This is a genomic window from Occultella aeris, assembly GCF_902703175.1.
GTDB classification, from domain to species: domain Bacteria; phylum Actinomycetota; class Actinomycetes; order Actinomycetales; family Beutenbergiaceae; genus Occultella; species Occultella aeris.
Genome location: NZ_CACRYJ010000068.1, coordinates 123034 through 147697, shown reverse-complemented (window position 1 = coordinate 147697; position 24664 = coordinate 123034). Strand labels below are relative to the sequence as shown.

Annotated in this window: 26 protein-coding genes and 1 pseudogene; 13 read left to right on the top strand and 14 right to left on the bottom strand. The window is 69.8% G+C overall.

From position 1 onward, the window contains the following. Window positions 1–68 precede the first annotated feature (68 nt). The 4 genes from HALOF300_RS24440 to HALOF300_RS24425 form a co-directional block, all read right to left on the bottom strand. On the bottom strand, window positions 69–920 hold the full coding sequence (locus HALOF300_RS24440) for an ABC transporter permease (RefSeq protein ID WP_156743483.1): 852 nt from the start codon (window positions 918–920) through the stop codon (window positions 69–71). Then, window positions 910–1914: an ABC transporter ATP-binding protein gene (locus tag HALOF300_RS24435; protein WP_156743482.1), complete on the bottom strand. Its 1005-nt coding sequence runs from the start codon at window positions 1912–1914 to the stop codon at window positions 910–912. The genes HALOF300_RS24440 and HALOF300_RS24435 overlap by 11 nt, the downstream gene beginning before the upstream one ends. Next, window positions 1911–2963 (bottom strand): LolA family protein, encoded by a 1053-nt coding sequence (locus HALOF300_RS24430; RefSeq protein WP_156743481.1) that lies wholly within the window; start codon window positions 2961–2963, stop codon window positions 1911–1913. Before HALOF300_RS24430 ends, HALOF300_RS24435 begins: the two co-directional genes overlap by 4 nt. A 109-nt stretch (window positions 2964–3072) precedes the next feature. Continuing rightward, the gene (locus HALOF300_RS24425) at window positions 3073–3690 is read right to left on the bottom strand and encodes a TetR/AcrR family transcriptional regulator (RefSeq protein ID WP_156743480.1); all 618 of its coding nucleotides are present in this window, start codon (window positions 3688–3690) and stop codon (window positions 3073–3075) included. An 89-nt stretch (window positions 3691–3779) separates the two neighbouring features. Between HALOF300_RS24425 and HALOF300_RS24420 the strand changes: the two genes are divergently transcribed. From HALOF300_RS24420 to HALOF300_RS24405, 5 genes and pseudogenes are all read left to right on the top strand, one after another. Continuing rightward, window positions 3780–4517 carry an SDR family oxidoreductase gene (locus tag HALOF300_RS24420; RefSeq protein ID WP_156743479.1) on the top strand — a complete coding sequence of 246 codons (738 nt, stop codon included), beginning with the start codon at window positions 3780–3782 and terminating at the stop codon, window positions 4515–4517. An 83-nt stretch (window positions 4518–4600) separates the two neighbouring features. Further along, entirely contained in the window at window positions 4601–5011 is a 411-nt protein-coding gene (locus HALOF300_RS24415; RefSeq protein WP_156743478.1) for an ArsR/SmtB family transcription factor, read from the top strand. A gap of 2 nt (window positions 5012–5013) precedes the next feature. Beyond that, window positions 5014–5928 carry a cation diffusion facilitator family transporter gene (locus HALOF300_RS24410; protein WP_156743477.1) on the top strand — a complete coding sequence of 305 codons (915 nt, stop codon included), beginning with the start codon at window positions 5014–5016 and terminating at the stop codon, window positions 5926–5928. Between the two features lie 198 nt (window positions 5929–6126). Then, window positions 6127–6243, top strand: a pseudogene (locus HALOF300_RS27810) (hypothetical protein); the annotation flags it as partial. Window positions 6244–6949: 706 nt separating this feature from the next. Beyond that, on the top strand, window positions 6950–7120 hold the full coding sequence (locus HALOF300_RS24405; RefSeq protein WP_156743476.1) for a CsbD family protein: 171 nt from the start codon (window positions 6950–6952) through the stop codon (window positions 7118–7120). Window positions 7121–7203: 83 nt separating this feature from the next. Here the strand turns inward: HALOF300_RS24405 and HALOF300_RS24400 are convergent, their stop codons facing one another. Beyond that, on the bottom strand, window positions 7204–7704 hold the full coding sequence (locus HALOF300_RS24400; RefSeq protein ID WP_156743475.1) for an STAS domain-containing protein: 501 nt from the start codon (window positions 7702–7704) through the stop codon (window positions 7204–7206). Window positions 7705–8235: 531 nt separating this feature from the next. Further along, window positions 8236–8661 (bottom strand): hypothetical protein, encoded by a 426-nt coding sequence (locus HALOF300_RS24395; RefSeq protein WP_156743474.1) that lies wholly within the window; start codon window positions 8659–8661, stop codon window positions 8236–8238. Between the two features lie 175 nt (window positions 8662–8836). Here HALOF300_RS24395 and HALOF300_RS24390 point away from each other — a divergent pair, with 175 nt between their 5' ends. After that, entirely contained in the window at window positions 8837–9535 is a 699-nt protein-coding gene (locus tag HALOF300_RS24390) for a GAF and ANTAR domain-containing protein (protein ID WP_197522813.1), read from the top strand. On the opposite strand, the gene HALOF300_RS24385 is transcribed toward HALOF300_RS24390, so the two are convergent. Continuing rightward, a complete protein-coding gene (locus HALOF300_RS24385) occupies window positions 9532–10161 on the bottom strand; it encodes a cysteine hydrolase family protein (RefSeq protein WP_231955736.1) in 630 nt (209 codons plus the stop codon). The genes HALOF300_RS24390 and HALOF300_RS24385 overlap by 4 nt on opposite strands. A 138-nt stretch (window positions 10162–10299) precedes the next feature. Here HALOF300_RS24385 and HALOF300_RS24380 point away from each other — a divergent pair, with 138 nt between their 5' ends. The 3 genes from HALOF300_RS24380 to HALOF300_RS24370 all read left to right on the top strand — a co-directional run bounded on the left by HALOF300_RS24380 (window position 10300) and on the right by HALOF300_RS24370 (window position 12701). Continuing rightward, the gene (locus HALOF300_RS24380; RefSeq protein WP_156743472.1) at window positions 10300–11610 is read left to right on the top strand and encodes an APC family permease; all 1311 of its coding nucleotides are present in this window, start codon (window positions 10300–10302) and stop codon (window positions 11608–11610) included. A gap of 85 nt (window positions 11611–11695) precedes the next feature. After that, the gene (locus HALOF300_RS24375; RefSeq protein WP_156743471.1) at window positions 11696–12127 is read left to right on the top strand and encodes a Fur family transcriptional regulator; all 432 of its coding nucleotides are present in this window, start codon (window positions 11696–11698) and stop codon (window positions 12125–12127) included. Window positions 12128–12236: 109 nt separating this feature from the next. Beyond that, entirely contained in the window at window positions 12237–12701 is a 465-nt protein-coding gene (locus HALOF300_RS24370) for a Dps family protein (RefSeq protein WP_231955735.1), read from the top strand. Between the two features lie 94 nt (window positions 12702–12795). Here the strand turns inward: HALOF300_RS24370 and HALOF300_RS24365 are convergent, their stop codons facing one another. Together HALOF300_RS24365 and HALOF300_RS24360 are read right to left on the bottom strand one after the other, a co-directional pair. After that, window positions 12796–14643, bottom strand: a complete 1848-nt coding sequence (locus HALOF300_RS24365) for a glycerophosphodiester phosphodiesterase family protein (protein WP_156743470.1) — start codon at window positions 14641–14643, stop codon at window positions 12796–12798. Between the two features lie 191 nt (window positions 14644–14834). Then, a complete protein-coding gene (locus HALOF300_RS24360; protein WP_156743469.1) occupies window positions 14835–15320 on the bottom strand; it encodes a hypothetical protein in 486 nt (161 codons plus the stop codon). Between the two features lie 66 nt (window positions 15321–15386). On the opposite strand from HALOF300_RS24360, the gene HALOF300_RS24355 reads away from it, so the two are divergent. The 4 genes from HALOF300_RS24355 to HALOF300_RS24340 all read left to right on the top strand — a co-directional run bounded on the left by HALOF300_RS24355 (window position 15387) and on the right by HALOF300_RS24340 (window position 18919). Then, complete coding sequence (locus HALOF300_RS24355) at window positions 15387–16109, top strand: hypothetical protein (protein ID WP_156743468.1); 723 nt, start codon at window positions 15387–15389, stop codon at window positions 16107–16109. Window positions 16110–16169: 60 nt separating this feature from the next. After that, entirely contained in the window at window positions 16170–16838 is a 669-nt protein-coding gene (locus HALOF300_RS24350) for a HEAT repeat domain-containing protein (protein WP_156743467.1), read from the top strand. Window positions 16839–16842: 4 nt separating this feature from the next. Continuing rightward, entirely contained in the window at window positions 16843–17841 is a 999-nt protein-coding gene (locus HALOF300_RS24345; RefSeq protein ID WP_156743466.1) for a MerR family transcriptional regulator, read from the top strand. Window positions 17842–17914: 73 nt separating this feature from the next. After that, window positions 17915–18919 (top strand): LacI family DNA-binding transcriptional regulator, encoded by a 1005-nt coding sequence (locus HALOF300_RS24340; RefSeq protein WP_156743465.1) that lies wholly within the window; start codon window positions 17915–17917, stop codon window positions 18917–18919. A gap of 6 nt (window positions 18920–18925) precedes the next feature. On the opposite strand, the gene HALOF300_RS24335 is transcribed toward HALOF300_RS24340, so the two are convergent. The 5 genes from HALOF300_RS24335 to HALOF300_RS24315 all read right to left on the bottom strand — a co-directional run bounded on the left by HALOF300_RS24335 (window position 18926) and on the right by HALOF300_RS24315 (window position 24517). After that, the gene (locus tag HALOF300_RS24335; protein ID WP_231955734.1) at window positions 18926–19882 is read right to left on the bottom strand and encodes a carbohydrate ABC transporter permease; all 957 of its coding nucleotides are present in this window, start codon (window positions 19880–19882) and stop codon (window positions 18926–18928) included. Next, the gene (locus tag HALOF300_RS24330; RefSeq protein ID WP_156743464.1) at window positions 19879–20823 is read right to left on the bottom strand and encodes a carbohydrate ABC transporter permease; all 945 of its coding nucleotides are present in this window, start codon (window positions 20821–20823) and stop codon (window positions 19879–19881) included. Before HALOF300_RS24330 ends, HALOF300_RS24335 begins: the two co-directional genes overlap by 4 nt. Before the next feature lie 61 nt (window positions 20824–20884). Further along, on the bottom strand, window positions 20885–22273 hold the full coding sequence (locus HALOF300_RS24325; RefSeq protein WP_197522812.1) for an ABC transporter substrate-binding protein: 1389 nt from the start codon (window positions 22271–22273) through the stop codon (window positions 20885–20887). 37 nt (window positions 22274–22310) lie between these two features. After that, complete coding sequence (locus HALOF300_RS24320) at window positions 22311–23585, bottom strand: enolase C-terminal domain-like protein (protein ID WP_231955733.1); 1275 nt, start codon at window positions 23583–23585, stop codon at window positions 22311–22313. Beyond that, the gene (locus HALOF300_RS24315) at window positions 23582–24517 is read right to left on the bottom strand and encodes an NAD-dependent epimerase/dehydratase family protein (RefSeq protein ID WP_156743462.1); all 936 of its coding nucleotides are present in this window, start codon (window positions 24515–24517) and stop codon (window positions 23582–23584) included. The genes HALOF300_RS24320 and HALOF300_RS24315 overlap by 4 nt, the downstream gene beginning before the upstream one ends. Window positions 24518–24664: the final 147 nt, after the last annotated feature.

Below are 24664 nucleotides of genomic sequence, written 5' to 3'. Positions count from 1 at the left end.
GCCGGACGCTGCGTCAAGTACTTCCGGATCTTTGCGGGCCTGTGAAAACTACTTCCGTAATCGCCGAGTCAGGACAAGACGTCCTTCGTGCTGAACCGCCCGTAGGCGAGCGCCCCGAAGAACGCGACGTACGCGGCCTGGAGCAGGGCGTTCTCGGTGAACGAGGTCCACACGATCGGCTCCCGGAGCAGGTCGGCGAACGCGAGCCAGTGGTGCGTGAACAGCCACGGGTGCAGCCAGGCGAGCTGGTCCAGCTGGCCGAGTACCTGCGCGACGATCGTGAGCACGGCCACGGCGGCCATGGCGCCCACCCCTGCGTCGGTCAGGGTCGAGATGAACAGCCCGACGGCGGCCAGCCCCAGCATGCAGATCGTCACATGGGCGCCCACGAGCAGGGACCGGACGACGGCGTCGCCGACGCCGATCGTGTCCCCGGAGAGCAGCGTCGCCTCCCCCGTGCCGAACAGCGCCGCGCCGATGAGCCAACCGGTGAGGAGCACCGTGCCACTCGCGGCAACGCAGAACGCGACGGTGGAGACGTACTTCACCAGGAGCAGCCGCACCCGGCCGGCCGGTGCGACGAGGAGATAGCGCAGCGTGCCGAGGCTCGCCTCGCCGGCGATCGTGTCCCCGGAAACGACGGCGACGGTCAGGGGCAGGAACAGCGGCGTCGTCAGCACGAGCGCGGTGACGGCAACGAACATGCCGTTGTTGGTCACCTGGTCCAGGAACGGCGGGCCCTCCCCCGGTCCCGGCGGCTCGGAGGAGAGCCGTACCACGACGGCCATGAGCACCGGGATCGACGCCAGCGCGGCCAGCATCGCCCAGGTGCGCCAGCGGCGGAAGAGCACCCGCAGCTCCGAGGCGAGCAGGGCGCCGCCATGGGTCCGGGCGGAGGCAGTGTCAGCGTCAGCGTGCAACGTCGAACCCCTCCCCGGTCAGGGCCACGAACCGGTCCTCGAGACTGGGCCGCGCCAGGTCGAAGCCCCGCACCCGCACCCCGGCGGCCACCAGCGCTGCGACGAGATCCTCGGCGGCCGGCCCGTCGTCGGGCAGCGGCGCCTCCACCACGACCTCGCCCGGCCCGGCCCGCAGGGCCGGACCCGCCAGCGCCGCGTCCAGCCCGAGGCGCGCGAACTCGGCAACCGTTCGATCGCCGTCGGGCGTCTCGACCCGGACCACCCGGCCACCTGTGCCCCGCAGGTCGTCAAGGCTGCCCTGCGCGACGAGCGAGCCGACGTGCATCACGGCCGCGTGCGTGCAGATCTGCTCGACCTCGGCGAGCAGGTGGCTGGACACGAACACGGTGGTGCCCTCGGCGGCCACGGCACGGATGAGCGAGCGCACCTCGCGGGTTCCCTGCGGGTCGAGGCCGTTCGTGGGCTCGTCGAGCACGAGCAGGTCGCGCGGGGTGAGCAGAGCGGCGGCGATACCGAGTCGCTGCTTCATGCCGAGCGAGTAGGCGCGCGCCTTCTTCCTGGCGGCGTGCGAGAGGCCGACACGGTCCAGCGCGCGGGCGACCCGGGCATCGCGGGTCGCGGGATCGGCGCGGGCGTCGGCCGAGTCGAGTCGGCGCAGGTTGTCCGCCCCGGACAGGAACGGGTAGAACGCGGGCCCCTCGATGAGCGCCCCGACCCGCGGCAAGGCCTCGGCCAGTTGGGTGGGCACGTCGTTGCCGAGCAGGCGGGCGCTGCCGCTGGTGGCTGCGGCGAGGCCGAGCAGGACCCGGATCGTGGTGGTCTTTCCGGAGCCGTTCGGGCCGAGGAACCCGAACACGGAGCCACGGGGCACGGCCAGGTCGATGGCGTTGACGGCGATCTGGTGGCCGAACCGCTTGGTCAGGCCGGTCGTCGCGATCGCGAGGTCGGCGGCGTGCGTGTCCGCCTCATCCGCGGCGGTCGCGGTCTCGCTCACTCAGCGGCCGCGGCCTGGAGCCGCTCGAGCGGCACCGCCCCGACCAGGACCCTGCCGTCGTCGGCGATCAGCACGTTCACGAGATCGGTGCCGAGCAGGCGACCCCCGTCGACGGCGGTGGTCAACTGTGCGAGGAGCGGTTCGGCTCCGATGTCTGTGGTGCCGGCGTCGAGGATCGCCACGGACTCCCAGCCGGTCCCGACCACGGTCGGTTCCGGGTGTTCGACCTGCTCGGCGTCGTCGCGTCCCTGGTCCTGCGCCGGCGGCGCGATCTCCTCGACCTCGGCACCCGCCGGCGGGGTGAACTCGAACAGGTCGGCATCGGGGGCGGCCAGATCGAGCGAGGTGTAGCCGAGCTGGAAGGCGGGCGCGTGCTCGCCGCGGGCGGTGACGCTCACCCGCAGCGGTTGGCCGGTCTCACCGTCGACGGCGATCGCCACCTCGGCCACGAGCGTCGCGTCGGTGCGTGGGGTCAGGACGAGGTCGTAGGCGGCGCGGCCGGCGACCTCCACGTCCTCGCGGACACTCAACTCCGTGCTGGGGCCGACGGCCTCGATGAACCGGTCGGCGACCTCGTCCGGTGTCAACTGCTGGTCGAGGGGGGCTGTGCGGGCGTCGGCGGGCACGGTCGCATGGGTGGCGGCATTCTCGTCGGAGTCATAGACCCAGACCTCGTCGCCGTTGACGATGACGTCGCGCTCGCCGAAGCTCTCGAACACCTGGACTCGGGCCTGGTCCTGCTCGCCGACCAACACCCGCCCGCCGTGATCACTGGTGAGCGCCTCGAGGGCTGCGGTCACGGCGGCGGCGTCACCGTCGGCATCCGGGAGGTCCACGCCACCGGGCAACTGCGGGAGGCCGAGGTCGGAGGTCTGTTCGAACTCGCCGGAGTACGGTTGGTGGTCCCGGTCGGCGAGAAGCGTCAGGACGTCCTCTGGAGTGCGTTCGGGCAACTCGTCGGCCCCCGCCTGCGCGGCGAACGCGACCGAACCGGCGACCACGAGTGGGACGGCCGCAGCCGGTAGCCAGCGGGACCAGGTGCGTGCCATGAAGATTCACTCCCTCGAAGACGTACGTCTGGTCCGACGGTACGTCGCGAGGACGGCGATCACCAGTGCATCGGTGCGGAGGATCTGTGTGGAAGGCGACGGATCGCGCTCACGCGCCCGGCTCGGCCTCGCGTCGTGCCGCCCCATGGAGTGCCTGATCGACCAGGCGCGGGGCGAGTGTCTCGTCGAACGGCACCCGGAGCACGAGCATCCGGTGGTAGACGGCACCCCACAGCTGGTCGACCATCACGTCGAGGTCGACACCCTCGCGCAGCTCGCCCCGGTCGCGGGCGATCCGGAGCCGAACACGGGCGAGCTCGCGGCGCGGGAGCGCGTAACTCTCCGACCACGCGCGGCCCAGCTCGGGGTCCAGCTGAGCCGCACCGATGAGTTCGGAGACCGGCCGGCCGGCCCCTGCGACCGTGAGCAGCCTCACGAACGCGGTCAGCTGGGCCGTCAGGTCCGCCGCCAGGTCGCCGCTGTCGTGGAAGTCGAGCGCTTCCTCGCTGCCGGCGAAGTACGCCTCGGCCGCAAGTGCGCCGGGCGAGGGCCACCACTTGTAGAGGGTCATCTTGCTCGACCCGGCCTCCCGGGCGATACGGTCGAACGTGACCGCCGGCAGGCCCTCCTCGAGGAGGACGCGACCCGCCGCCTCGAGGACGCTCGCGCGTACCTCGGCCGCCGGCCGCCGGCCGCGGCCGCGCCGCGGCGCTTGGTGACCCGTCATCGTTCGTGCTCCTATCTGGACAGGGTGTACATTTCCGTGTCACCATGAAAATGTACACGTAGTCCACATACTAGCGGGAGGTTCAGACCATGACGAACAACGGGGATCGCGTCGCGATCGTGACCGGCGGCTCGGGCGCCATCGGGAGCATCAGTGCCGGACGCCTGGCCGCGGACGGCTTCGCCGTCGTCGTGCACCACGGGGGTGGCCGCGAGCGCGCGGACGAGGTGGTCGCCGCGATCCGAGCCGGCGGCGGCCGCGCGGTCACCGCCGGGGGCGACGTGGCGGACGAGACGGCGATGGCGGCACTGTTCGATGTCGCCGAGCGAGAGTTCGGCGGCGTCGACGTGCTGGTGCACACGGCCGGCATCATGCCGCTGGCGCCGGTCGCGCAGATGGACCTGGACGCGTTCGACCGGGTTCAGCGCGTCAACGTCCGCGGGACGTTCGTGGTCGACCAGCTCGCCGCGCGCCGTCTGCGGGCGGGCGGGGCGATCATCAACCTGTCCACGTCGATCACCCGGCTCCAGACGCCGACCTACGGCGCCTACGCCGCCTCGAAGGGCGCCGTTGAGGCGATGTCGCTCATCCTCGCCCGCGAACTACGGGGCCGGGACATCACGGTCAACGCCGTCGCGCCCGGTCCCACCGCGACGCCCCTGTTCTTCGAGGGCAAGAGCCAGGAGCTGGTCGAGGCGATCGCGGCCGCGAACCCGATGGGGCGCCTCGGCAGTGCCGAGGACACCGCGGAGGTGATCGCGTTCCTCGCCGGGCCGGCCCGGTGGGTGAACGGCCAGGTCCTCCACGTCAACGGTGGCGCCGCCTGAGCACACGCGGCCGGGGCAGCCGGTCGGTCTCACGCTCGCACAGCGCACTTCTGTCTGACGCCGTGTGGCGCTATCATCGCCATATGACGATGCCGCAACTCGAGGCGGAGAGCGCCCAATCGCAGGACCTGGCGCCGGCGGCGGCGCTGTTCCACGGCCTGTCCGACCCGACCCGGTTGGCGATCCTGCAGCACCTGACGCTCGGCGAGCACAAGGTCCGTGACCTCACCGAGCACCTCGGTCTCGCCCAGTCGACGGTCAGCGCACACCTCGCCTGCTTGCGCGACTGCGGCCTCGTGGCGTCCCGGCCACAGGGTCGCGCCTCGATGTTCTCGCTGAGCACCTCCGCCGAGCTGCTCGATGTGCTCGCGAGCGCAGAACGCCTGCTCGCGGCCACCGGATACGTCGTGACCCTGTGTCCGAACTACGGCATCGGGACCACCTCGAACCCGGCCCCGGCGGACCTGCGGGCCCACCCGAACAGGGCACCGTGACCATGGGTGAGCACAGCCACGCACACCCGCCGACCACGCACCGGGGCCGGTTGGCGATCGCGTTCGCTATCACGGCCACCATCCTGGTCTCCCAGGTGATCGGAGCCCTGATCACCGGGAGCCTGGCGCTGCTCGTCGATGCCGGCCATATGGTCACCGACGCGGGCGGCCTACTCATGGCCCTGCTGGCCGCGACCCTGATGGCCCGGCCGGCGACCTCCCGGCGCACCTGGGGCTGGCGCCGCATCGAGATCCTGGCCGCCGGCGCGCAGGCGGCGCTGCTGTTCGCGGTCGGCATCTATGCCTTGATCGAGGGTGTCCGGCGGCTCCTCGATCCACCCGAGATCGCTGCGACCGGCACGCTCGTCTTCGGCATCATCGGCCTGGCCGGGAACGTTGCCGCCATCGCCGTCCTCAGTACCGGCCGCGACGCGAACCTGAACATGCGAGCCGCGTTCCTCGAGGTGGTCAACGACGCGCTCGGCTCGGTGGCCGTGATCGTCAGCGCGCTGATCATCACGTTCACCGGGTGGACCCGAGCGGACGCACTCGCCGGCATCGCCATCGCCGTCCTGATCGCACCCCGGGCGCTCGCGGTCCTGCGCACGGCCGGGCGCGTGCTCCTGGAGACCACGCCCGAAGGGCTCGACCTGGACGTCGTGCGCGACCATCTCCTCGCCCAGCCGCACGTCCGGGGCGTGCACGACCTGCACGCCTCGCAGATCGCCACCGGACTGCCCGTCCTGACCGCCCACATCGTGCTCGACGACGAGTGCTTCCAGGACGGCCACGCGCCCCGCATCCTCGACGACCTCCAGGCCTGCGTCGCCGAGCACTTCGACGTCGGCGTGCAGCACTCGACGTTCCAGCTCGAACCCTCGACCCACTCGGGGCACGAGCACGGCATGCACGACTGAGCCGGCCGCGCCCCACATGTCCTGCAGCCGTTCGGTGACGATGCGGGTGACGGCGCAGACGAGGAGGAGGTCGGTGGCGGCCCCGTTCGCCGAGCTCCAGCGCGAGCAGATCGAGACGGGACACCCCGCCGCTGGCGAGCATGACCGAGCTGGCTGCCGAGCTGCGTTCGTGGCTCCGGACCGCCGATCCGGCTGCGCGTGCCGCCGGCACGCCCGCGTAGCGGCACTCGCCATCTCCCCCACTGCCGCGACCTGATGATCCCGCCTGCCTGGCGGGACGTTTGGATCTGTCCCGACGAGAGCGGGCACATCCAGACCGTCGGCACCTGCGACGCCGGCCGCCGCCAGTACCTCTCTCACCCATCGTGGAGCGCGGAGCGGGATGCGGCGAAGCACGAACGGATCCGCGAGATCTGGCCACGCGTTCCTGCTCCTCGAATCAGGGACTGTTCCGGATCGGCGGCGAGGCCTACCGCGCCGACAACGGTAGTTTTGGGAATGGCGACGGGCGGTGATGGCGAACTGTTGGCCTACCGGGAGGGTTCGCAGCGGGGCGGCACTTGGCGCGGCCTGTGCAGCACCGACATCGGGGCTTCCGTCAAGGAGCGTCTCGGCGAGGATGCCTCCGCCAAGGACTTCCGGACCTGGCACGGCACCGTCCTGGCCCCAGTCACCCTCGCGCACGGCGAGCGCGACCCAGGTCCTGAGCAGGACCGCAGCGTGCGGGACGCCGTCGCCGAGGTGGCCGAACGGCTCGGCAACACCCCTGCGGTCAGTCGCTCCGCCCACATCGACCCGCGGGTGATCGTGGCCTACGAGCAGGACGCCGTGATCGCGAGCCTGCCGGTACCGGACACGGCAACGACCACTCCTGCGCCACCTCGTGTCGAGGCGGCGATGCTCGAGGTCCTCGGCGGCACCGACCCGTCGTCCTGGCCCTGCTCGACATGCGGGCCGTGGCGCACTGACCTAGCGTCGAAGGAGTACGGACCCACACCGGGTCCGGCGGAAGGAGGCCGAGATGGGCATCGACGACAAGATCCGCAACGCCGCCGAAGACGCCAAGGGCAAGGTCAAGGAGGCCGCAGGCAAGGCGACCGACAACGAACGGCTGCAGGCCGAGGGCAATGCCGAACAGACGGAGGCCAACGTCAAGAAGGCCGGCGAGAACGTCAAGGACGCCTTCAAGTAGGAGTTCCGACGTCTGCTGGGCCCGCGGGATGCAGCCCCCCGCGGGCCTTGCGTTGTGTCCTGAGCAACGCGCGACGACCGAGCCTAGGCCCGGTCGTCCGCCTGGGATGCGGCACATGCCGAGCACCGGCATCCGGTGGTCCTCGTCCGGAGCATCTCGGCCACGGCGTGTCCGTCCCCACTACGGCCTCCATCGTGACCACGCCGGTCGTCCGGACCGCGTGCGTCAGTTCCGGTCAGCGACTGGGTATCGATGATGTCGACCAATTCGTTCAACTGCGTCGCCTCAAGGAGGAACAGTACGAGCGCGGGTGGGTCGATCATCCGCACGCGACTGGGCAGCCGAGTCGCCAACAGGGCGAGGGCGGCGATCGCCGCCGAGTCCATGTACGTGACCTCGGCGGTGTGGACCTCGAGCGGCCGACCCAGTTCCAAGACCTCCTCGACGACGGCGGTCAGGCGTCTGTTCATCGCGATATCCACCTCACCACGAAGCACCAAACGTGTCGCGGCTCCCGACACGAGCAGGCTCACCGAGCCATCGCCTGCGGTGTTGTTCTCCCGTGACGTCCCAAGCACTGCCATCTCGCGTTGTCCCGCCCGTCGCCTTCGGTGGCGTCGCCGGGGTCAGGAGCAACTTGTGACCGTCACGTCGAACGCGCGGTGCTGAGTTGATATTACGACGGGCCGGCTCATGCACACAAACGGCACGACCGGGCGCGGGCCCGGTGATCGGTGCGCTCAGCGGCTCCGGGCCGATCTCCCCACGCCATCCCGACCTGCGGGAAGGGTCGCCTGGATGGACCCTCGATCACGGGTCCATGCGACGAAGGGACCGACATGTCGGATCAAGGCGAGACGAAGACGGCTACCGAGCTCATCAGGCGCAGCCCAATCGCGATGTCGAGCACCCGTCGGAGCCCTCAACGAAGGTCAATGCAGCGACCGGCGCTGCTGGTTGGATCTGACGAGGAGGAAATGCAAGAACCGTACGACGGCGCCGACTGGCACAGCGTGGACCTCGCCGCACACTCGGGGTGGTCGAGGCTTTGGCGGGGCGTCCCAAGGTGCGGATGCCGGGATCCACCTGGTCTGGGCGACCCAACCCAACACCGATCACAGGGCCGCGCAGGAGCGGTTGCTCGACGAGATCGAGGCAGCAGGCCCAAGTCTCACCGTCACCCGGATGCGGACCGCGCTGATCTTCCAGGTGACGCCGGCGCCCAGATCGTGCGCTACTTCCTCGGCCCGTGCGCACCGACGTCGTCGCTGCGCACCGGTGCCGTACCGGCACCTCCCCTGCCGTGGGGCCTGAGCCTGCAGGTGGTCCACGCGGACGACGTGGGCCGCGCCTGCGCCACCGTCGTCGCGCGGCGTGCCGGTGGGGCGTTCAAGCAGCGCACCGCCGAGGATGTCCAACGTGAGCTGCTCGTCGGGATGAGGGAGTGCCGAGGCATGCCGAGCCCCTCCCTGCGGGCCGGCGACACCCTGCACCTCACGCACCATCAGGTGGCGGCCGGCGAACGTCGCTCCGACACGCATGCGGCTGGCGGGAGCAACACCGGCACTACGCACCGGTTCCCGGAGGCCGACCAGTTTACGTGTGTCTCCAGGTGGGCACCGCGTAAACTTGCACCCACTGACCTGGCACTTCACCTGCGATCGACTCGTCGGCAGGGCACCACATACAGCCGCTGTTCGAAGGAGATCAACCCTCGTGTATGACCACGCAGAGTTCGTCCGCACGACGTCGGAGTTCGCGCAGAAACTCATCGAGCCCTACGAGGTCCATGAGGTGCTCGGCGATCTCGCGGAACGGACGTCGCAGTTGTTGGCGCTGGCAGGCGGCGGCGTCACGGTCGAGGTTGACGACCGAGTGCGGGCCATCACCACGGTCCCGGAGTGGCTTGCGGACCTGGGACGGCACCAGGAGGACACCCAGAGGGGCCCGTGCATCGACGCCTCCGCCACGGGCGCCGTGGTGGCGGTCGCCGACCTCCGAGCAGATATGAGGTGGCCGGACTATCGCACGGTGGCCGCGCGCATCGGCGTGCGGTCCGCCGCTGGGATCCCGATGCACCTCGGCACTCACACGCTGGGCGCCCTGAATCTGTACGGCGAGGCTCCACGCATCTGGGACGCCGAGGACCTGGCCGCGGCTCAGGTCCTGACCGATCTGGCAACCGGCTTCCTGATCAACGCCTCCTCGCACGCCAAGCAGGCACTGGTCACCGAGCAACTGCAGCACGCCTTGGACAGCCGGATCGTGATCGAGCAGGCGAAGGGGATTCTTGCGGAAGCACGCGGCCTGGAGGTCGCTCGGGCCTTCGACGTGATGCGTAAGTACGCACGGGATCGGAACCTGAGGCTGGTCGAGGTTGCACGTGCGATCGTGCACATGGGTCTGCGGCCCTAACCCCTCAGCAGTTCCAGGCACGAGTCCTGGTCCAGCACCGGCTGACGCATCTCCTCGCTGAGGAAGGTCAGGGCTGCCTCGGACAAGTACGGGTTCTCTGAGGCGATCACGTCCCCCGCGATCGCAACGTGCAGGTCCTCCGCGAAAGCGGCCATCGCCGTCTGGGCGACACAACTATGAGTGGACACTCCGCCGATCAGCAGATGGCGAACGCCGAGTTCCACGATGACCTCGCGCAGACGGGTTCCATGGAACGCGTTGTCACGTGTCTTGCCGATGTCGGCGGCGTCCCCGACCTGCAGGCCTTCGACGTAGGCCGCCTGCTCGGTGCCCGGGAACGCAAAACCCTCGTCGTCGTCGAGCATGTTCAAGGTCCACGTGGATCGGTCGCGTGCGTGGACGGTCCGGACCAGGATCACCGGCCGGCCGGCCGCACGCGCCGCACGGATGAGTTCGTTGGCGTGCTCGAGAAGGGCAGGCAGCACGGCGGCGAGAGCGGGATTCTCGAAGTAGGCGTTCTGCATGTCGATGATGAGCAGAGCCATGCCGTTGCGCGTCGGCCCGTGCATCTTGGGGCGCAGCCACGTGTCCCGCGGGTCATGGGTGTCGCCCGCGTGTTCCGTCATGACACCCAACGGTATGCGCCGACGGTGCCTCCCACACCCGGGGCGCGGGGTAGGTCAGGACGGCGCGGTGATCGGGTACCCGGCGCTCGGTGATCGGTCCGGCTCGCGGGTTCCGAGGATGTCCGCAACCATGACCCGATGACCGAAGCCGAACCATCGCCCACACGTCTTCGCCAAGGCATCGGCGCGGGCTTGTTGTTCGCGTTCATCCTCGGTGACGTGCTCGGCGCCGGCGTCTATGCGTTGACCGGAGAGCTCGCTGCCGACGCGGGCGGCCTGATGTGGGTACCGATCGTCATCGCGATGGGCATGGCATTGCTCACTGCGGGCTCCTACGCCGAGCTCGTCACGAAGTACCCGCGCGCCGGCGGGTCGGCCATCTTCGCCCAGCGCGCATTCGGCCGACCGGTCGTCTCCTTCCTGGTCGGCTACTGCATGCTGTGTGCGGGCATCGTGAGTGTGGCGGGACTCGCGATCGCATTCAGCGGCGATTACCTGGCCACGTTCCACGTGATCCCCGTTCCCGTGGCTGCTCCCATTTTCCTGCTCCTGCTCGCCCTCCTGAACCTGCGTGGCATCAGGGAGTCGGTGACGTCGAACCTGGTGATGACCATCATCGAGGTCAGCGGTCTGGTTCTGGTGATCGTTCTCGTCGGACTGGCCCTCGGAGCGGGTCGCGGCGACGTGGCTCGGGTGCTGGAACCGCCGCCGGGTCCCGGGGCCGGCTTCGCGGTGCTGGGTGCGGCGCTCCTCGCGTTCTACAGTTTCGTCGGGTTCGAGACCTCGGCCAATGTGGCCGAGGAGGTTCGTGACGTCTCACGGGTGTACCCACGCGCTCTGTTCGGCGCCTTGATCGTGGCTGGTGTCGTCTACGTCCTCATCGCTCTCGCCTCGGCGGCGATGCTTCCGGCCCAGGACCTCGCCGGCTCGAGCGGTCCGCTGCTCGACGTCGTCAACGCCACCGGGTTCTCGGTCCCCAACTGGCTGTTCAGCGCGATCGCCCTGATCGCCGTCGCGAACGGGGCACTGCTGACATCGATCATGAGTTCCCGCCTCACCTACGGCATGGCCGATGAAGGGCTCCTCCCCACCGTGTTCGCCCGGCTGCTGCCCGGGCGCCGCACTCCGTGGGTGGCCATCCTCGCGACAACGGCGCTGTCCGCGCTCCTGGCCGCTGTCGGCACCCTTGAACTGCTTGCCGAGACCGTCGTGTTGTTCCTGCTCTTCGTCTTCATCTCAACAAACCTGGCGGTCCTGCTGCTGCGACGCGACGAACCCGGGCACACGCACTTCCGGGTCCCCAGCGTTGTTCCGGTCCTCGCCCTGATCAGCTGCCTGATCCTGCTGGTCCAACAGTCCTGGCAGGTGTGGGCGCTGGGTGGCGGCCTGATCATCCTCGGTCTCGTCCTGCATGGCGTCCATCGGCGGTTCAGCGACGCGAACGACTAGGCCGCACCGACGTCAGCCCGCCCTGACATCGGTCCGCATCCGAGCGTTACTTGAGTCGTTCACGATTTCGATCTACGGTGCGGGTATGACCGCGATCGCCGACCCGTCGGATCTCGAGGCGCTGCGCGCCTCGGGGCTGCGGGCGACCTCGGGACGTCTGGCGGTCCTGGCGGTCCTTGACGAGACCCCCCACCTCGACGCCGAAACGCTGCGGCGACGCCTCGGCGAACACGCACCGAGCCTGCAGGCGGTGCACAACATCCTGGCCGACCTGCACCGAGCCGGGCTGGTCCGCCGGTTCGAGCCGGCGCGGTCATCCGCGCGGTTCGAGCGCTTGGTGCATGACAATCACCATCACGCCGTCTGCTCGGTGTGTGGGAAGGTGACGGACGTCGCATGTACGACCGGCGAGGCACCCTGCCTGCACGGGCCCACCCCGCCCGGCTTCGCGGTGGCAACCGCGGAGGTCATCTTCTGGGGCATCTGCGACGAGTGCGTCCGACCTGCATCCGAATAGGCACGCCTCTCCTTGCTGGCGCGAGTGAACCGACCGTCCTAAACTGGAGTCGTTCACGAAAACAGCACCAGCACCGCCGCCCGACCGGCGGCCAGAAAGGCAGGATCTCGTGTCCATCACCACCACGACAGCCTCAGAGAAGCTGCGCGCCAACCTCCAGCGGGTCCTGGTCGCACTGGTCGACCTGCACGTCATGGGCAAGCAGGCCCATTGGAACGTGACCGGCCGCGGCTTCCGGGACCTGCACCTGCAGCTCGACGAACTGGTCGACGTGGCGCGTGAGCAGAGCGACGTCGTCGCCGAGCGCATGCGCGCGCTGCAGGTCGTGCCGGACGGCCGGACCGAGACCGTCGCCGCCACCACCGACCTGAGCCCCTACCCCGCCGACCTCGTTTCCGTCGGCGACACGGTCGAGACCATCGTCGAGCGCATCGCCCAGGCGACCGCCGTCGCCCGCGAGGTCCACGACGACGTCGATGCAGAGGACCCGACGACGGCCGACCTCCTGCACGCGATCATCGCCGACCTGGAGAAGCAGGCGTGGATGATCTCCTCGGAGAACCGCGAGGTCTGATCCCGCGACACCCGGCCGCATCGGCCCACCGCCCGAATGCCCGGTCCGCTCGGTGCGGACCGGGCGTTCGTGCCATCACCGGGGCATGGCGTGCCTAACGATCGGCGAGATAGGCGATCTCCTCGAGGATCGCCGCCCGTGCGGTCTCGTCCGGGATGCGGCGCCCCGCCGCCGAGGCCAGTTCGTCCCAGTCCTCGTTGTCGAGCGCGGTGAGGAGTTGCCTCTGGAAGCCGGTGGGCAGGTCGACCGCGATGATCCGCTCCCGAAGACCCTCGACCGTGACGACCACGGTGAACGCGACCTCGTCGGTGGCGGTACCGCGCTCCCCCTCGGCGGTCGCGGTCAGCAGGTGGGCCCCCAGGGCCAGGTCGGACGCGGCGACCACATCGCCGACGGACACGGCCACGCCGTCGAGCTCGTAGGCGACGGACGTGACATCGGTGCTCGCCGCGGCCACGATGATCTGCCCGCCCCGCTCGACCTCGGCATCGTCGGCGACCGCGACCAGGTCGACGGTCGGCTCGCTCGGCTCACCCGGCTCGGCCGCGTACTGGGCCTCGCGCCAGCCGACGTAGGCACCTGGGCGGTCGGTGACGATGCCGTCGACACCCAGGTCCGTCAGTTCCTGCCAGGCGCTCACGCCGTTCACGGTGTAGGGCAGCACCGCGATGCCGGCCTCGTGCAGCCGATCGATGATCTCGGCAGTCAGGCCACCGGTCGCAGAGGGGTTGTACATGGTGGCGCCCACGGACTGGGCAATCGCTACCGGGTCGGCATCCACCGCGCCACGGAGCACCCCGCGCGGGATCTCGGGGGCGTAGTCGCGGGCGTAGCCCACGGCAGCGAGGTCGAAGGACTCGATGACCACGCGGTCGGACATACCGGCGGCGCGGATCAGATCGAGCATGTGCTCGACCTCGGCGCGGGTCTCCGGGCCCTTGATCTCGAGCATCAGGGTGGCCGGGTTGCGCTGCATCAGCTCGAGGATCTGCGCGAACGTGGGCAGCGGCTCACCCGCGAAGACGGGATCGCGCCACGACCCGGCATCGAGGGTCTGCAGATAGCTGCTCTCGAGCAGTGCCACGTCGCCGGTGCCGTCGGTGGTCCGGTCGACCGTCTGGTCGTGCAGCACGATCGGTACCCCGTCGGCCGTGGTGTGCACGTCTATCTCGAAGTACTCCGCGCCGGACTGCATGGCGGCCGCCTCCGAGATCAGAGTGTTCTCGGGCAGGACCTGCGAGTACCCGCGGTGGGCGATGGCCACCGGCAGTTCCCCCTCCTCGAGGATGAAGTCTGCCGGCTCGATCTCGGTGACGAGAATGTCGTCGAAGCTGACGGTCGAGTTGTCCGCGACGAGGCCGAGAACCCCGGCCTCGGAACGCTGGATCTGACCCCGCAGGACGAGCTCGCCGTCGAAGTACCACCTCGCCGTGGTGCCCTGGACCTCGACGGCGACGCGGACATCCTGGCCGACGCCGGCGTCGTACCGGGCGGCACCGGTGTAGGGCACGTTCCAACTGCCGGCCGCCGTTCGGTTGGCGAGCTCGATGCCGTTGCTCGCCGAACTCGCGGTCCGCAGCGCCGCCTGCCACCACGGCGCCGAACCGTCACCGGCGATGTCGAGAGCGATGGCCGCCCACCTTGTGGCGTTGGCGACCTCCTCGAAACGGACGGTCGCCTCGATCCGGTAGTTGTTCAGGTGGGTACCGAAGGTGAGCTGGTCGATGCCGCCGGCCGTGACGACGAGGCGACCCTCCTCGACCCTCCAGTCCCCCTCGACCGGGTTCCAGCCGTCGGGCAACTCGCCCGAGTCGAAGTCCTCCGAGATGACGATCTCGCCGGGATCGGCGGATGACGCGGCTGGGAAGGCGACGACGATCCCTGTTGCGGCGAGCGTCATCGCGGCCAGACCCGTGATCGTGCGCCGTGGTGTGCTGTTCATGGGAGCTCCAAGTTCTCCGGTGAAGGTTGGCGCCTCGATCCTATGAAGCCCGCATGGCCCGCCATGGTCCGTCAGAAGAACACCGGGTGGCGCATCGACGGCGAGCGTGCGATGCACGGCCAGGTGCGTACGGGGATCACGATGCAGCGGTCCGCATCGGCGCCGCGACCTTGCAACTGGTCACGAGTTGATCAGGCCGCCGTCGTCACGGTGGCCGAGAACACGACCGTGACGACGACGATCACCGTCACGGCCACCACCCGGGCCACCGCCCGCCGACTGCTGCCGGCCGCCCAGCCTGCCCCGGCTGCACCGAGCCCGAGCGGCAGTCCGTAGGCGATACCGATCGGCAGTCCCACGCCCCAGGAGACCCAGCCCGCCAGCGCGAGCCCGGCGAGGATCGCCGTCGGCGCCATCGACAGTGGTCTGCCGGAGCCGAGCGAGACGACGCAGACGACCACGACTGTCACGAGCACGGGCAGGAGGGCCCAGACCAACAACGCGTAGCCGACGAAAGCGGGAAGCGACGACACGCCAAGCGACCGCACGGCCGCACTCGCCGCCAGCACGAGCACGATACCGAGGGACGCCCAGGCCGCCCGCCGCAGGCTCATTCGCACGGCGCCGGCTCGCTGCGAGTTCGACCCGGTGGGCTGTGCCGACATCGCGGTGGTCACCTCCCCAAGGTATCCCCCCGCCCGGGCCGGCACCGGTAGGGTCGTGACTCACGTCGAGGAGGGGCCATGGGGGCCGGTACGGGCGGGGATGGGCAGCGACTGCTCGAGAACGACCTGGGCGCGCCCCCGGGCGCATCGCTGGTGCTCCCGTCGGGACCGCTCGGCCTGGTGGTGCGCGCGCTGATCGCCGTCCTGATGGTCGCGGGCCTCGTCCAGATCGCCCTGCAACCTGTGGAGCGGACGGTCGACGAACTGCGCAACGACCTACGCGCCGGTCGCGTGTCCGAACTGACGATCGAGCGGCTGCCGGCCGGCGGGGAGGGCCAGGGAACGTTCTGGGTGGAGTGGTCCGGTGACTCCGGTCATGGCGTGGCCCGCTACGAGCTCTCGACCTTCGCCGGGTCGCCATACGTCGACGAGGGCGCCACCATCCTCGCGGCCGCCGAGGACTCGCCGGCGCCCGTGGCGGTCACCCAACGCCAGGGCTGGGATCAGCCGGGCGTCCAGGTCAGCCTCGCCGCGTTCGCCGCCACGGCTGCGCTGATCCTGCTCGTCGTGGGCCCGCAACCCCGGCTCGCGACGAAGTGGGCGTGGTTCTGGCTCACCTGCGCGGCAGCCCCGATCTGGCTGGCCTACCTGATCCTCGAGCCGGTCCCATGGTGGCAGCGGAAGCTGGTGCCGCCCAGGCCCCGCCGGCTCACTGGTGGCTGGGCTTTCGCAGCCGCACTGTTCCTCGTTCCGTTCGTGCTCGCGATGATCCCGGGTGGCTCGCGCTTCTACGGGTGGTGATGCCCGCGCTTGACCTTCTCACTGTGACAAGGTCTGTCATGGAGGGTGGAGGTGGTCACCATGACCCATACGCGTCACCACGGCGCACAGTCCCTACGAACGCGGCTGCAGGCCCCCGACCCGTCGGCGCGCCTGCAGGCGGCGCTGTCCGCCGGAACATACCCCAGGCCCGAGTACGTCGAGGTGCTGGTGGAGCGGTGCGCGGTCGAACCGGACTTCTACGTCCGCGACATGCTCACCTGGGCGCTCACCCGGCACGGCGCGCCGGCCACCGTCGACCGGGTACTGCGCGAGCTGACGTCGCAGATCCCGCAGGCGCGGAGCCAGTCGCTGCACACGCTGTCGAAGTTCGGCGACCCGCGGACCTGGCCAGCGATCACCACTGCGCTGCTCCAGGACGACGACGCGGAGGTCGCCCGCGCCGCGTGGCGCGCCGCCGTCGCCGTCGTCCCGCCGGATGGCGTCGCCGAGCTCGCCGAGGTCCTGGCAACGCAGTTCGACCGGGGCGACCACGATGTCCAACGCAGCCTCAGCCGGGCCCTCGTCGCCCTCGGGGACCCGGCCTCCGCCGTCGTGGAGCGGGCGAAGGCACACCCGGACACCGGGGTGCGCAGGCACGCGATGGCGACCGAACGGCTCATCGAGAACCCCGACGAGGGGTTCGAGGCGGCGGTCCATGAGGCGAACCGGGTCCTCGCACTCCTCGGTTCGCCCGAGGTGCGGGAATGAGCCGATGCTGATCGGCGAGGTCTCCGAGCGGTCCGGGATCAGCGCCCGGATGTTGCGACACTACGACGCCATCGGGCTGGTCCGACCGACCGGGCGGACGGCAGGCGGGTACCGGCAGTACTCGCCAGACGACGTCCGGCGTCTCTTCCACGTGGAAGGGCTCCGGGCGCTCGGACTCACTCTTGCCGAGATCGGCGGTGCGCTCGAGGACCTCTCGTTCAGCCCGGCGGCCATGGTGGTGCAGCTCCTCGAGCGCACCAGCGAGCGTCTCGCGCGCGAGCAGGAGCTGCTCGGCCGGCTCGGGCAGGTGCGCGCGAGCGAACCCGCCGACTGGTCCGACGTGCTGCGCACGATCGGCCTCATGCGGGCGCTCGACGCGGGCAGCGCGGCGCGTCAGCGCGTCGCGCTGTCGATGCCCGACGGCGGCCGGTCGAGTGACGCGGTCGTCCTCGCCGAGGCTGTGCTCTCCGAGGCGGAGCCCAATGCTGCCGGCGCGCTCCAGTGGGCCCTCGCCCGGACCGGGGAGGCAGCCCTCGGGGTGCTCGCGCACGCGCTGGCCTCCGCCGACGCCGATCGGCGGCAACGCGCGGTGGTCGCACTGACGAAGTTCGAGTCGTCCGGCGCCGACGCGATCCTTGCCGGTGCCCTCCGGCACGAGGACCCGATCGTTCGGGCGCGCGCGGCCCTCGCGCGGGGGTCGCGGGGCGATCTCGACGCCGTCCCAGAGCTCGTCGCCATGGTCGTCGACGGTTCCGACGACGTGGCAGCCGCCGGCGCGCTGGGCACGCTCGCCGAACGCCACGACCGCGGCGACGAGATCGCGGGCGCTCTCGCCGACGCGCTGCCCGGGGCGGGCGCCGCGTCCAGACAGCGCCTCGCGACCGCGCTCGCGGACGTCCCCGGCGTCGCGGCCAGGACCATCCTCGAGGCACTCGTCGACGATCCGGACCGGCCGGTCTCGCTCACAGCGACCGCCGTGCTCCGCACTCGAAGCTCCGTATGACGACGCCGACCTGAGAAATCGCTTTCGCGCGGCATCCGCCCAATGCGGTGGCCGACGCACTACGATTGCGACCATGGCGGTCTCGAAGAAGAAGGTCACGCTCAGCGACGTCGCGGCAGTCGCCGGCGTGTCGCTCTCGACCGCTTCGAAGGCACTCAACGGCGGAGGTCGGATTTCGGCAGCAACGCGTCAGCGGATCGAGGAGACAGCCCTTCGGCTCGACTTCCGACCGAACGGGCTGGCGCAGTCCCTCGCGCTCGGCCGGAGTCGGACGGTGGCCGTCCTCACCGACCGCGCCGAGAGCACGTTCGCCCGCCCCGTGATCATCGGCGCCGCGACCTACCTCGGCCAGCATGAGCAAGCGGTATTGCTCTACGACGCCCGCCTGCGGCGCCGAGACGACATGGCGGAGAGCATCCGGGCCCTGAACGCCCGCCGGATCGACGGCGTGCTGGTGGTCGGCGAGGGTCTGCATCACCGGACCCGTTCGGTCTCCGCCGAGTTCTCGGTGCCGGTCACCTACGCGTTCACCCTTTCCGACGAACCGGACGACGTCATGTTCGTCCCGGACAATCGGGCGATCGGGCGGATGGCGGGTGACCACCTGCTAGCCCTCGGGCGCCGACGCATCGCGCACGTCACCGCCGAGGCGGACGACCTGGCGGCCCAGCTGCGCATCGAAGGGCTGCGAGAGACTCTCTCGGAGGCCGGCGTGACCCTCACGCACGAGGTGCTCCACGGATCGTGGACCGAGGCATGGGGACGAACCGCGGCCCAACGGATGCTCGCGGAGAACTGGGAGATCGACGCGGTGTTCGGCGGGAACGACCACATCGCCCGAGGCGTTGAGAACGTGTTCGCCGCCGCCGGCGTGCAGGTGCCGCAGGATGTCGCCCTCGTCGGCGTCGACAACTGGGAGGGTCTGATCATCAACCAGTCCGAGCGCCACCTGACCACGATCGACGTCGGTCTGACCGGGATGGGCGAGGCGGCCGCTGCGCACCTGCTCGGTGGCGAACAGTCGCCCGGGCTGCACTACCAGCCACCCACGCTGATCGTCGGCGAGACGACCGGCTGAGACACCTCAGCCCTTGATCGCCCCAGCGCTGCCGGCGGCCCGCAGGAACTGGCGCTGGAACGCCAGGAACAGTGCGACCGGGATGACCACCGAGATGAACAGGGCCGCCATGAACACTCCGAGGTCGGTGCTGGACTCCACCCGAGGCAGAGCCACCGAGATCGGCTGCAGGTCGTGGTCGGGCAGCGCCAGCAGGGGCCACAGGAAGTCCTTGTACGCGCCGATGATCGTCAGCAGGGACACCACCCCGAGGATCGGCTTGGCAAGCGGTAGGACCAGGCTCCAGAACACCCGGAAAGCACCGGCGCCGTCGATCCGGGCAGCCTCGAACAGCTCACGTGGGATGGCCTGGAAGTAGCGCGAGACGAGAAGCACGTTGAAGGCGCTCGCCGAAGCCGGGAGCCAGACCGCCCAGAACGTGTTCAGCAGGTTCACGTTCAGCAGCGGCAGGTTCACCACGGTCAGGTACAACGCGACCAGCGAGATCACACCCGGGATGAACAGGGTCGCCAGCACCGCGATCTCGACCACCTTCGCGTAGGCGGGCCGCAGCACCGCGATGCCGTAGCCACCGGTCGTGGCGACGAGGAGCCCGAAGAACCACGACCCCGCACAGATGATGAGCGTGTTGCGCAGGTAGGTGCCGAACCTGACCGTGCTCCACGCGGCGGTCACGTTCTCCCAGTGCAACCCGCTCGGCCACAGTCCGAACGGCTGCGCGAGGGTCTCGGTCGACGTGGAGGTCGCCGCCTTGAAGAGCCAGAACAGCGGTCCGGCACACGTGATCACGAGGGCGACCAGCAGCAGTCCACCGGCGACGGCAACCACCCCCCGTACGAGTGGTGACTTGCGGTCCATCGTGGAGATGATGCTGCGTTCGTCGCGCACATCCTCCGGCCTGGCGCGACGTCGGCGGGGAGGGGTCGGCGCCACGGTCGCCGGCTGGGTCGTCGCGTTCGTCATGAGGTGCTCCAACGTCGGGTGGCCCAGAGGTAGATCGCCGAGAGCAGCGAGAGCGCCAGCGCGAGCAACAGGCTCAGCGCGGTGGCCCGGCCGTAGTCCCCGGAGACGAAGGCGTAACGGTAGATGAGCAGGAGCAGGGTCATGCTCCGGTTCTCGGGCCCGCCGCCTGTCATGATGTAGGGCTCGGTGAACACCTGGAACGTCCCGATCAGCTGCAGCAGCAGCATGATGAGCAGGATGCCTCGCATCTGCGGCAGGGTGACGTGCCAGAACCTGCGCAGGATGCTCGCGCCGTCGATCTCGGCGGCCTCGTAGAGCTCCGTGCGGATCGTCATCAGCGTCGCTAGGTAGATGATGACGGCGGTACCGAAGCTCGCCCAGGTGGCCTGCACGACGATGGCCGGGATGACCAGGTTCGGATCGTTCAGCCAGGGCAAAGGTCCGAGCCCGAACCACCCAAGGATCGTGTTGAACAGGCCGGCCTCGTCGGGACGGTAGAAGGTCTTCCAGAGCAGCACCGAGACCACCGGCGGGATGATGACCGGCAGGTAGGCGAGCACCGAGGCGAAGCCACGGGTCCGGCGCATCTCGGCGATGAGCACGGCGAGCAGGATCGGCACCGGGAACCCGATGGCGACGGCGAGCAGGGTGAAGTAGGTGGTGTTCCAGACCGCCGTCAGCAGAAGCGGGTCGGCGAGAACACGCTCGAAGTTGGCCAGTCCGACCCACTCTGTGACGATGAAGTTCGTCTGCTGGAGGCTGAGCACGAGGCTACGCAGGATCGGCCACCAGGAGAAGTACGCGAATGAGAGCAGGAGCGGAAGGAAAAACACGAGGGTGGTGAGCCCGCCACGCCGCAGCCACGTCATCGGGGAACGCTGGCGACGGCGCGTCGGGCTGGATCGGTGCGCGACGGCCGGTGGGTCATCGAGGGCAACCATGCAGGACCTCCTATCGGGGACGGCGGCGGCGCGGCCCATCGGCGACCGCGCCGCCGTGGACTCATCCGGCGTCGAGCGCTGCCTGCACGGTGCCCTGTGCATCGGTCAGGAGCTGGTCGATGTCCGCGTCCTCCCGGGTCAGGACCGCCTGCACCACCGGGTCGAGGCTCGCGTACAGTTCCTGAGCCTTCACGGAAGGTTCGGGGATCAGGGGGATGTCCTCGACCGTGCTGAGGTACAGCTCGTAGTTCTCACGCGGCACATTGATCACCGGGGCGATCCATTCGAGGTACTGCGCGTCCAGTTCCGCGTTGACCACCGGCAGCCCGGGCGCCCCGACAGCCAGCCCGTCCGCGGCCGCCGCCTCGGCGTTCGCGACTGCGACCTCCTCGTCCGTGAACTGTTGGAAGCTCCGGAACTCGATCCACTCGAGCCCGGCGGCGATCTCCTCCGGCGTCGCGGTGGGGTTGATGATCGAGATCGTGCCACCGCCGAGCGTGCCGAGACCCTCATCGGTCTGCGGGAGCGGGGCAACCCCGAAGTCCTGCGGGTCCATGCCCCGGTTCACGACCATGTTGCTGTAGTTGTCGGCCCCCTGGACGAACATGCCCATCTGTCCCGACGCGAACGCGTTCACCGCGTCGTCGTAGTTCAGCAGGAAGTTCGAGCCCATGCTGTTGTCCTCCCACCGCAGCGAGCGGTAGAACTCGAGCACCTCGGTCGTGGCCGGGTTGTCGATCGTGGCCGTTGCGCCGTCGTCGCTCTGCAACGTGCTGCCGAACGCGTACGACGTCGTGGTGAGGATCCACCCGCCGGTGTTGTCCAGCGTCATGGTGCCGAAGCCCTGGGCGTCCGTGGCCTCATCGATCGCCTGCGCCGCGGCCCGGACCTCCTCCCAGGTCTGTGGCGGTGCGTCCGGGTCGAGTCCGGCCTGCTCGAACAGGGCACGGTTGTAGAGCAGACCCATGGTGTACGCGGCGATCGGGACACCGAAGATGCGATCGCTGTCATCGGTCACGACGTCCATCACCGTGGGGTTGAGGTGCTGAAGGACCTCGCTCCCCTCGATCTGGTCGGTGATGTCCGCGACCTGTTGACGTTCGATCAGTGCGCCGATCTCCGTGAACGGGACCTGCATCACCGTCGGCATCGTGCCGCCGGCGAGGAGCGCCTGGAAGGTGTCAGCCTCCCACAGCGTCTCCTCCGCCTCCACGGTGATGTTGGGGTGGTCCGCGGTGAACTCGTCCAGTCGGCGCTCGAAGTCGGCGAGCTGTTCGGGGTTCTCGGTGGTCGGCTTGCCGCCGACGGAGATGGTGACCGGTGCATCGGTGTCGGCCGGGGCACCATCGGTGGGGTCGTCGCCGCTTCCGCCGCCGCTGCACGCGGAGAGGATCATGGCGGCAACGCCCAGGAGAGCGAGCGGTGCCGCTCGTCGTGTCCTGCGTCTCATCGTTGAAACTCCTTCAGGGTTGGGTAGGTGAATCAGGTCAGGGGGCGATGAGCCCCCCGTCGAGGCCGCGCACCTGCGCGGCCCATTCGTCGTGCCTGGACAGTTCCGCCGGGAATCGCGCTGCGGCGATCTCATCGATCTCGATGCCCCAGCCGGGCGCCTCGTTCGGCCGGAGCCAGCCGTTCTCGATCCGCAGCGTGCCGGGGAACACCTCGTGTACCGCCTCGTGGTACACGTGCCCTTCCTGGATCCCGAATGCGGCGGACGTCACGTCGAGGGCGACGTTGGCCGCAGCCCCGATCGGGGACGTGTCCCCGGGGGCGTGCCAGGCGGTGCGCACTCCGACGAGTTCGGCGGCGGCAGCCAGTTTCCGCGCGGGAGTGAGTCCGCCGAGCATGGACACGTGTGACCGGATCAGGTCCACTCCCCCGTCCAGGACCAGCCGGGTGGCGTCGGTCATCGACGTGGTCAGCTCGCCGACCGCGATCGGCACCGGGGACGCGGCCCGGACCTGGGGCAGCGCATCCCAGTGTTCCGGCGGCAGCACGTCCTCGAGGAAGAACAGCCGGTACGGCTCGAGCGCACGCGCGAGCGTGACCGCCTGCTTCGGATCCAGCCTCGAATGGACGTCGTGCAGGAGTTCGACGTCCTCCCCCAGCCGCTCCCGCGCGGCCTCGAACAGCTGCGGCGTCCGGCGCAGATACTCGGAGACCCGCCAGCCGCGCGGGTAGGGCGCCGTCGCGTCCGTGACGGTGTCCAACCTCGGTGCCCCGTAGCTGCCGGCACCCGCCTGGGCAACCTGCAGGCGCACGTGCCGCCACCCTGCCGCAACGAACCCCTCTGCCTGGTCGAGGGTCGCTTCGATGTCCGCCCCACCAGCGTGGATGTAGGTGTCCGCGGCAGCCCGCACCCGCCCGCCGAGGAGTTCGTGGACCGGGAGCCCGGCCCGCTTGCCGGCGATGTCCCAGAGCGCCTGGTCGAGCCCGGAGATGGCATTGTTGCCGACCGGCCCCTCCCGCCAGTACGCGGAGAACCGGGCCAGGCGGGTGAGGTCCTCGATGTCACCCGGGTACCGGCCGATCACGAGCCGCGCGAGGTGGTCCTCGACGAAGCTGACGACCGCGCGCCAGCGCTGGGTGAAGGTGGCGCAGCCGAGTCCGTACAGGCCCTCGTCGGAGGTGTCCACCCGGACCACTACGAGCGGGATCCCTTCGGGTGCGGTCACGATGGCCCGCACCCCGGTGATCCGCACGTCCGTGCGCGCCTCCCACGGCTGCGTGAAGGCAGCGGTTTCGATGGTCTGGGTGGTCACTGCGGGGCTCCGACGGGTGCGGGCGCCGGGCCTGAGCCCTCGGACGCGTGGATCGAGTGACGCGGGCTGAAGCCGAGCAGGTTCGCCGCTCGGGTGGTGTCGATGAGGCTGTCGCGGCCTGTGAAGGCCCGACGGCGGGGCACGTCTGGGGCGTACCGGTCCAGCAGGGTGGTGGTGTCGGTCGCGAGAAGCGTGTCCCGCGCTGCGACCGCGATCACATGGGCGCCGTCGAATGGGACGACCAGGCCGAGCAGCAGGACGCGCACGGCGTCGCGCAGGTCGAGGTAGGACCAGCCCTCCCGGACCAGGCGCGCCGGGGCCAGCGCCGCCCGCGCCGCGTAGTCGCACAGGTTGTCAAGGGGCGCGACGTGCGGAAGCCGGACGGCCAGCACGTCGATGCCCCAGTGGCTCGCCGCCATCGCGGCGGTCAGCTCGTCGCTGCGCTTGGACAGCGAGTACCAGTCGTCGATCTGAGTCGGGATCTCCTCGTCGATCGGGAAGTACGCGGGCTGGACGTCATGGTGGTTCATCGGCACGCCGAACGCGTTGATGCTGCTCGCGATGACCGCCCGCGAGATGCCACGCTGCCCGGCCTGGGAGAGCACGTTGAAGGTGGCGCTCGTGTTCGTCCGGTACACCTCGTAGGGCGGCGCAAGATCACGGTGGGCGATCGCGCCGAGATGCACCACGGCATCGACGTCGGCAAGTCCGTCGGAGACGTCGGCGACCTCGGTGGCGTCACCGGTCACGATCCGGTCGGCAGGGCTGGGTCGGTCCCACTTCGGGGACAGCGCCGTGACGCCGACCCCTGCCTCCACCAGCTCAGCCACCACGGCTCGTCCGATCAGGCCGTCGGCGCCGGTGACCAGGACCCGTCCGGGTCGGACGACCGAGCGGTCGGACCAGGCGTCCAGGGACTCGGACGAGTTCACAGTGATCCCTTCAGCAGCGTTGCTCAGGTCTTGATGCTCTTGCGAAAGTGCTTTCGCACACGAGCATGGCGGCACTTGGCGCTACCTGTCAAGCCCTGGAGCGAAGATTGCGAAAGCGCCAGCCCGATGCTGCTGCTGGTGTCGGGG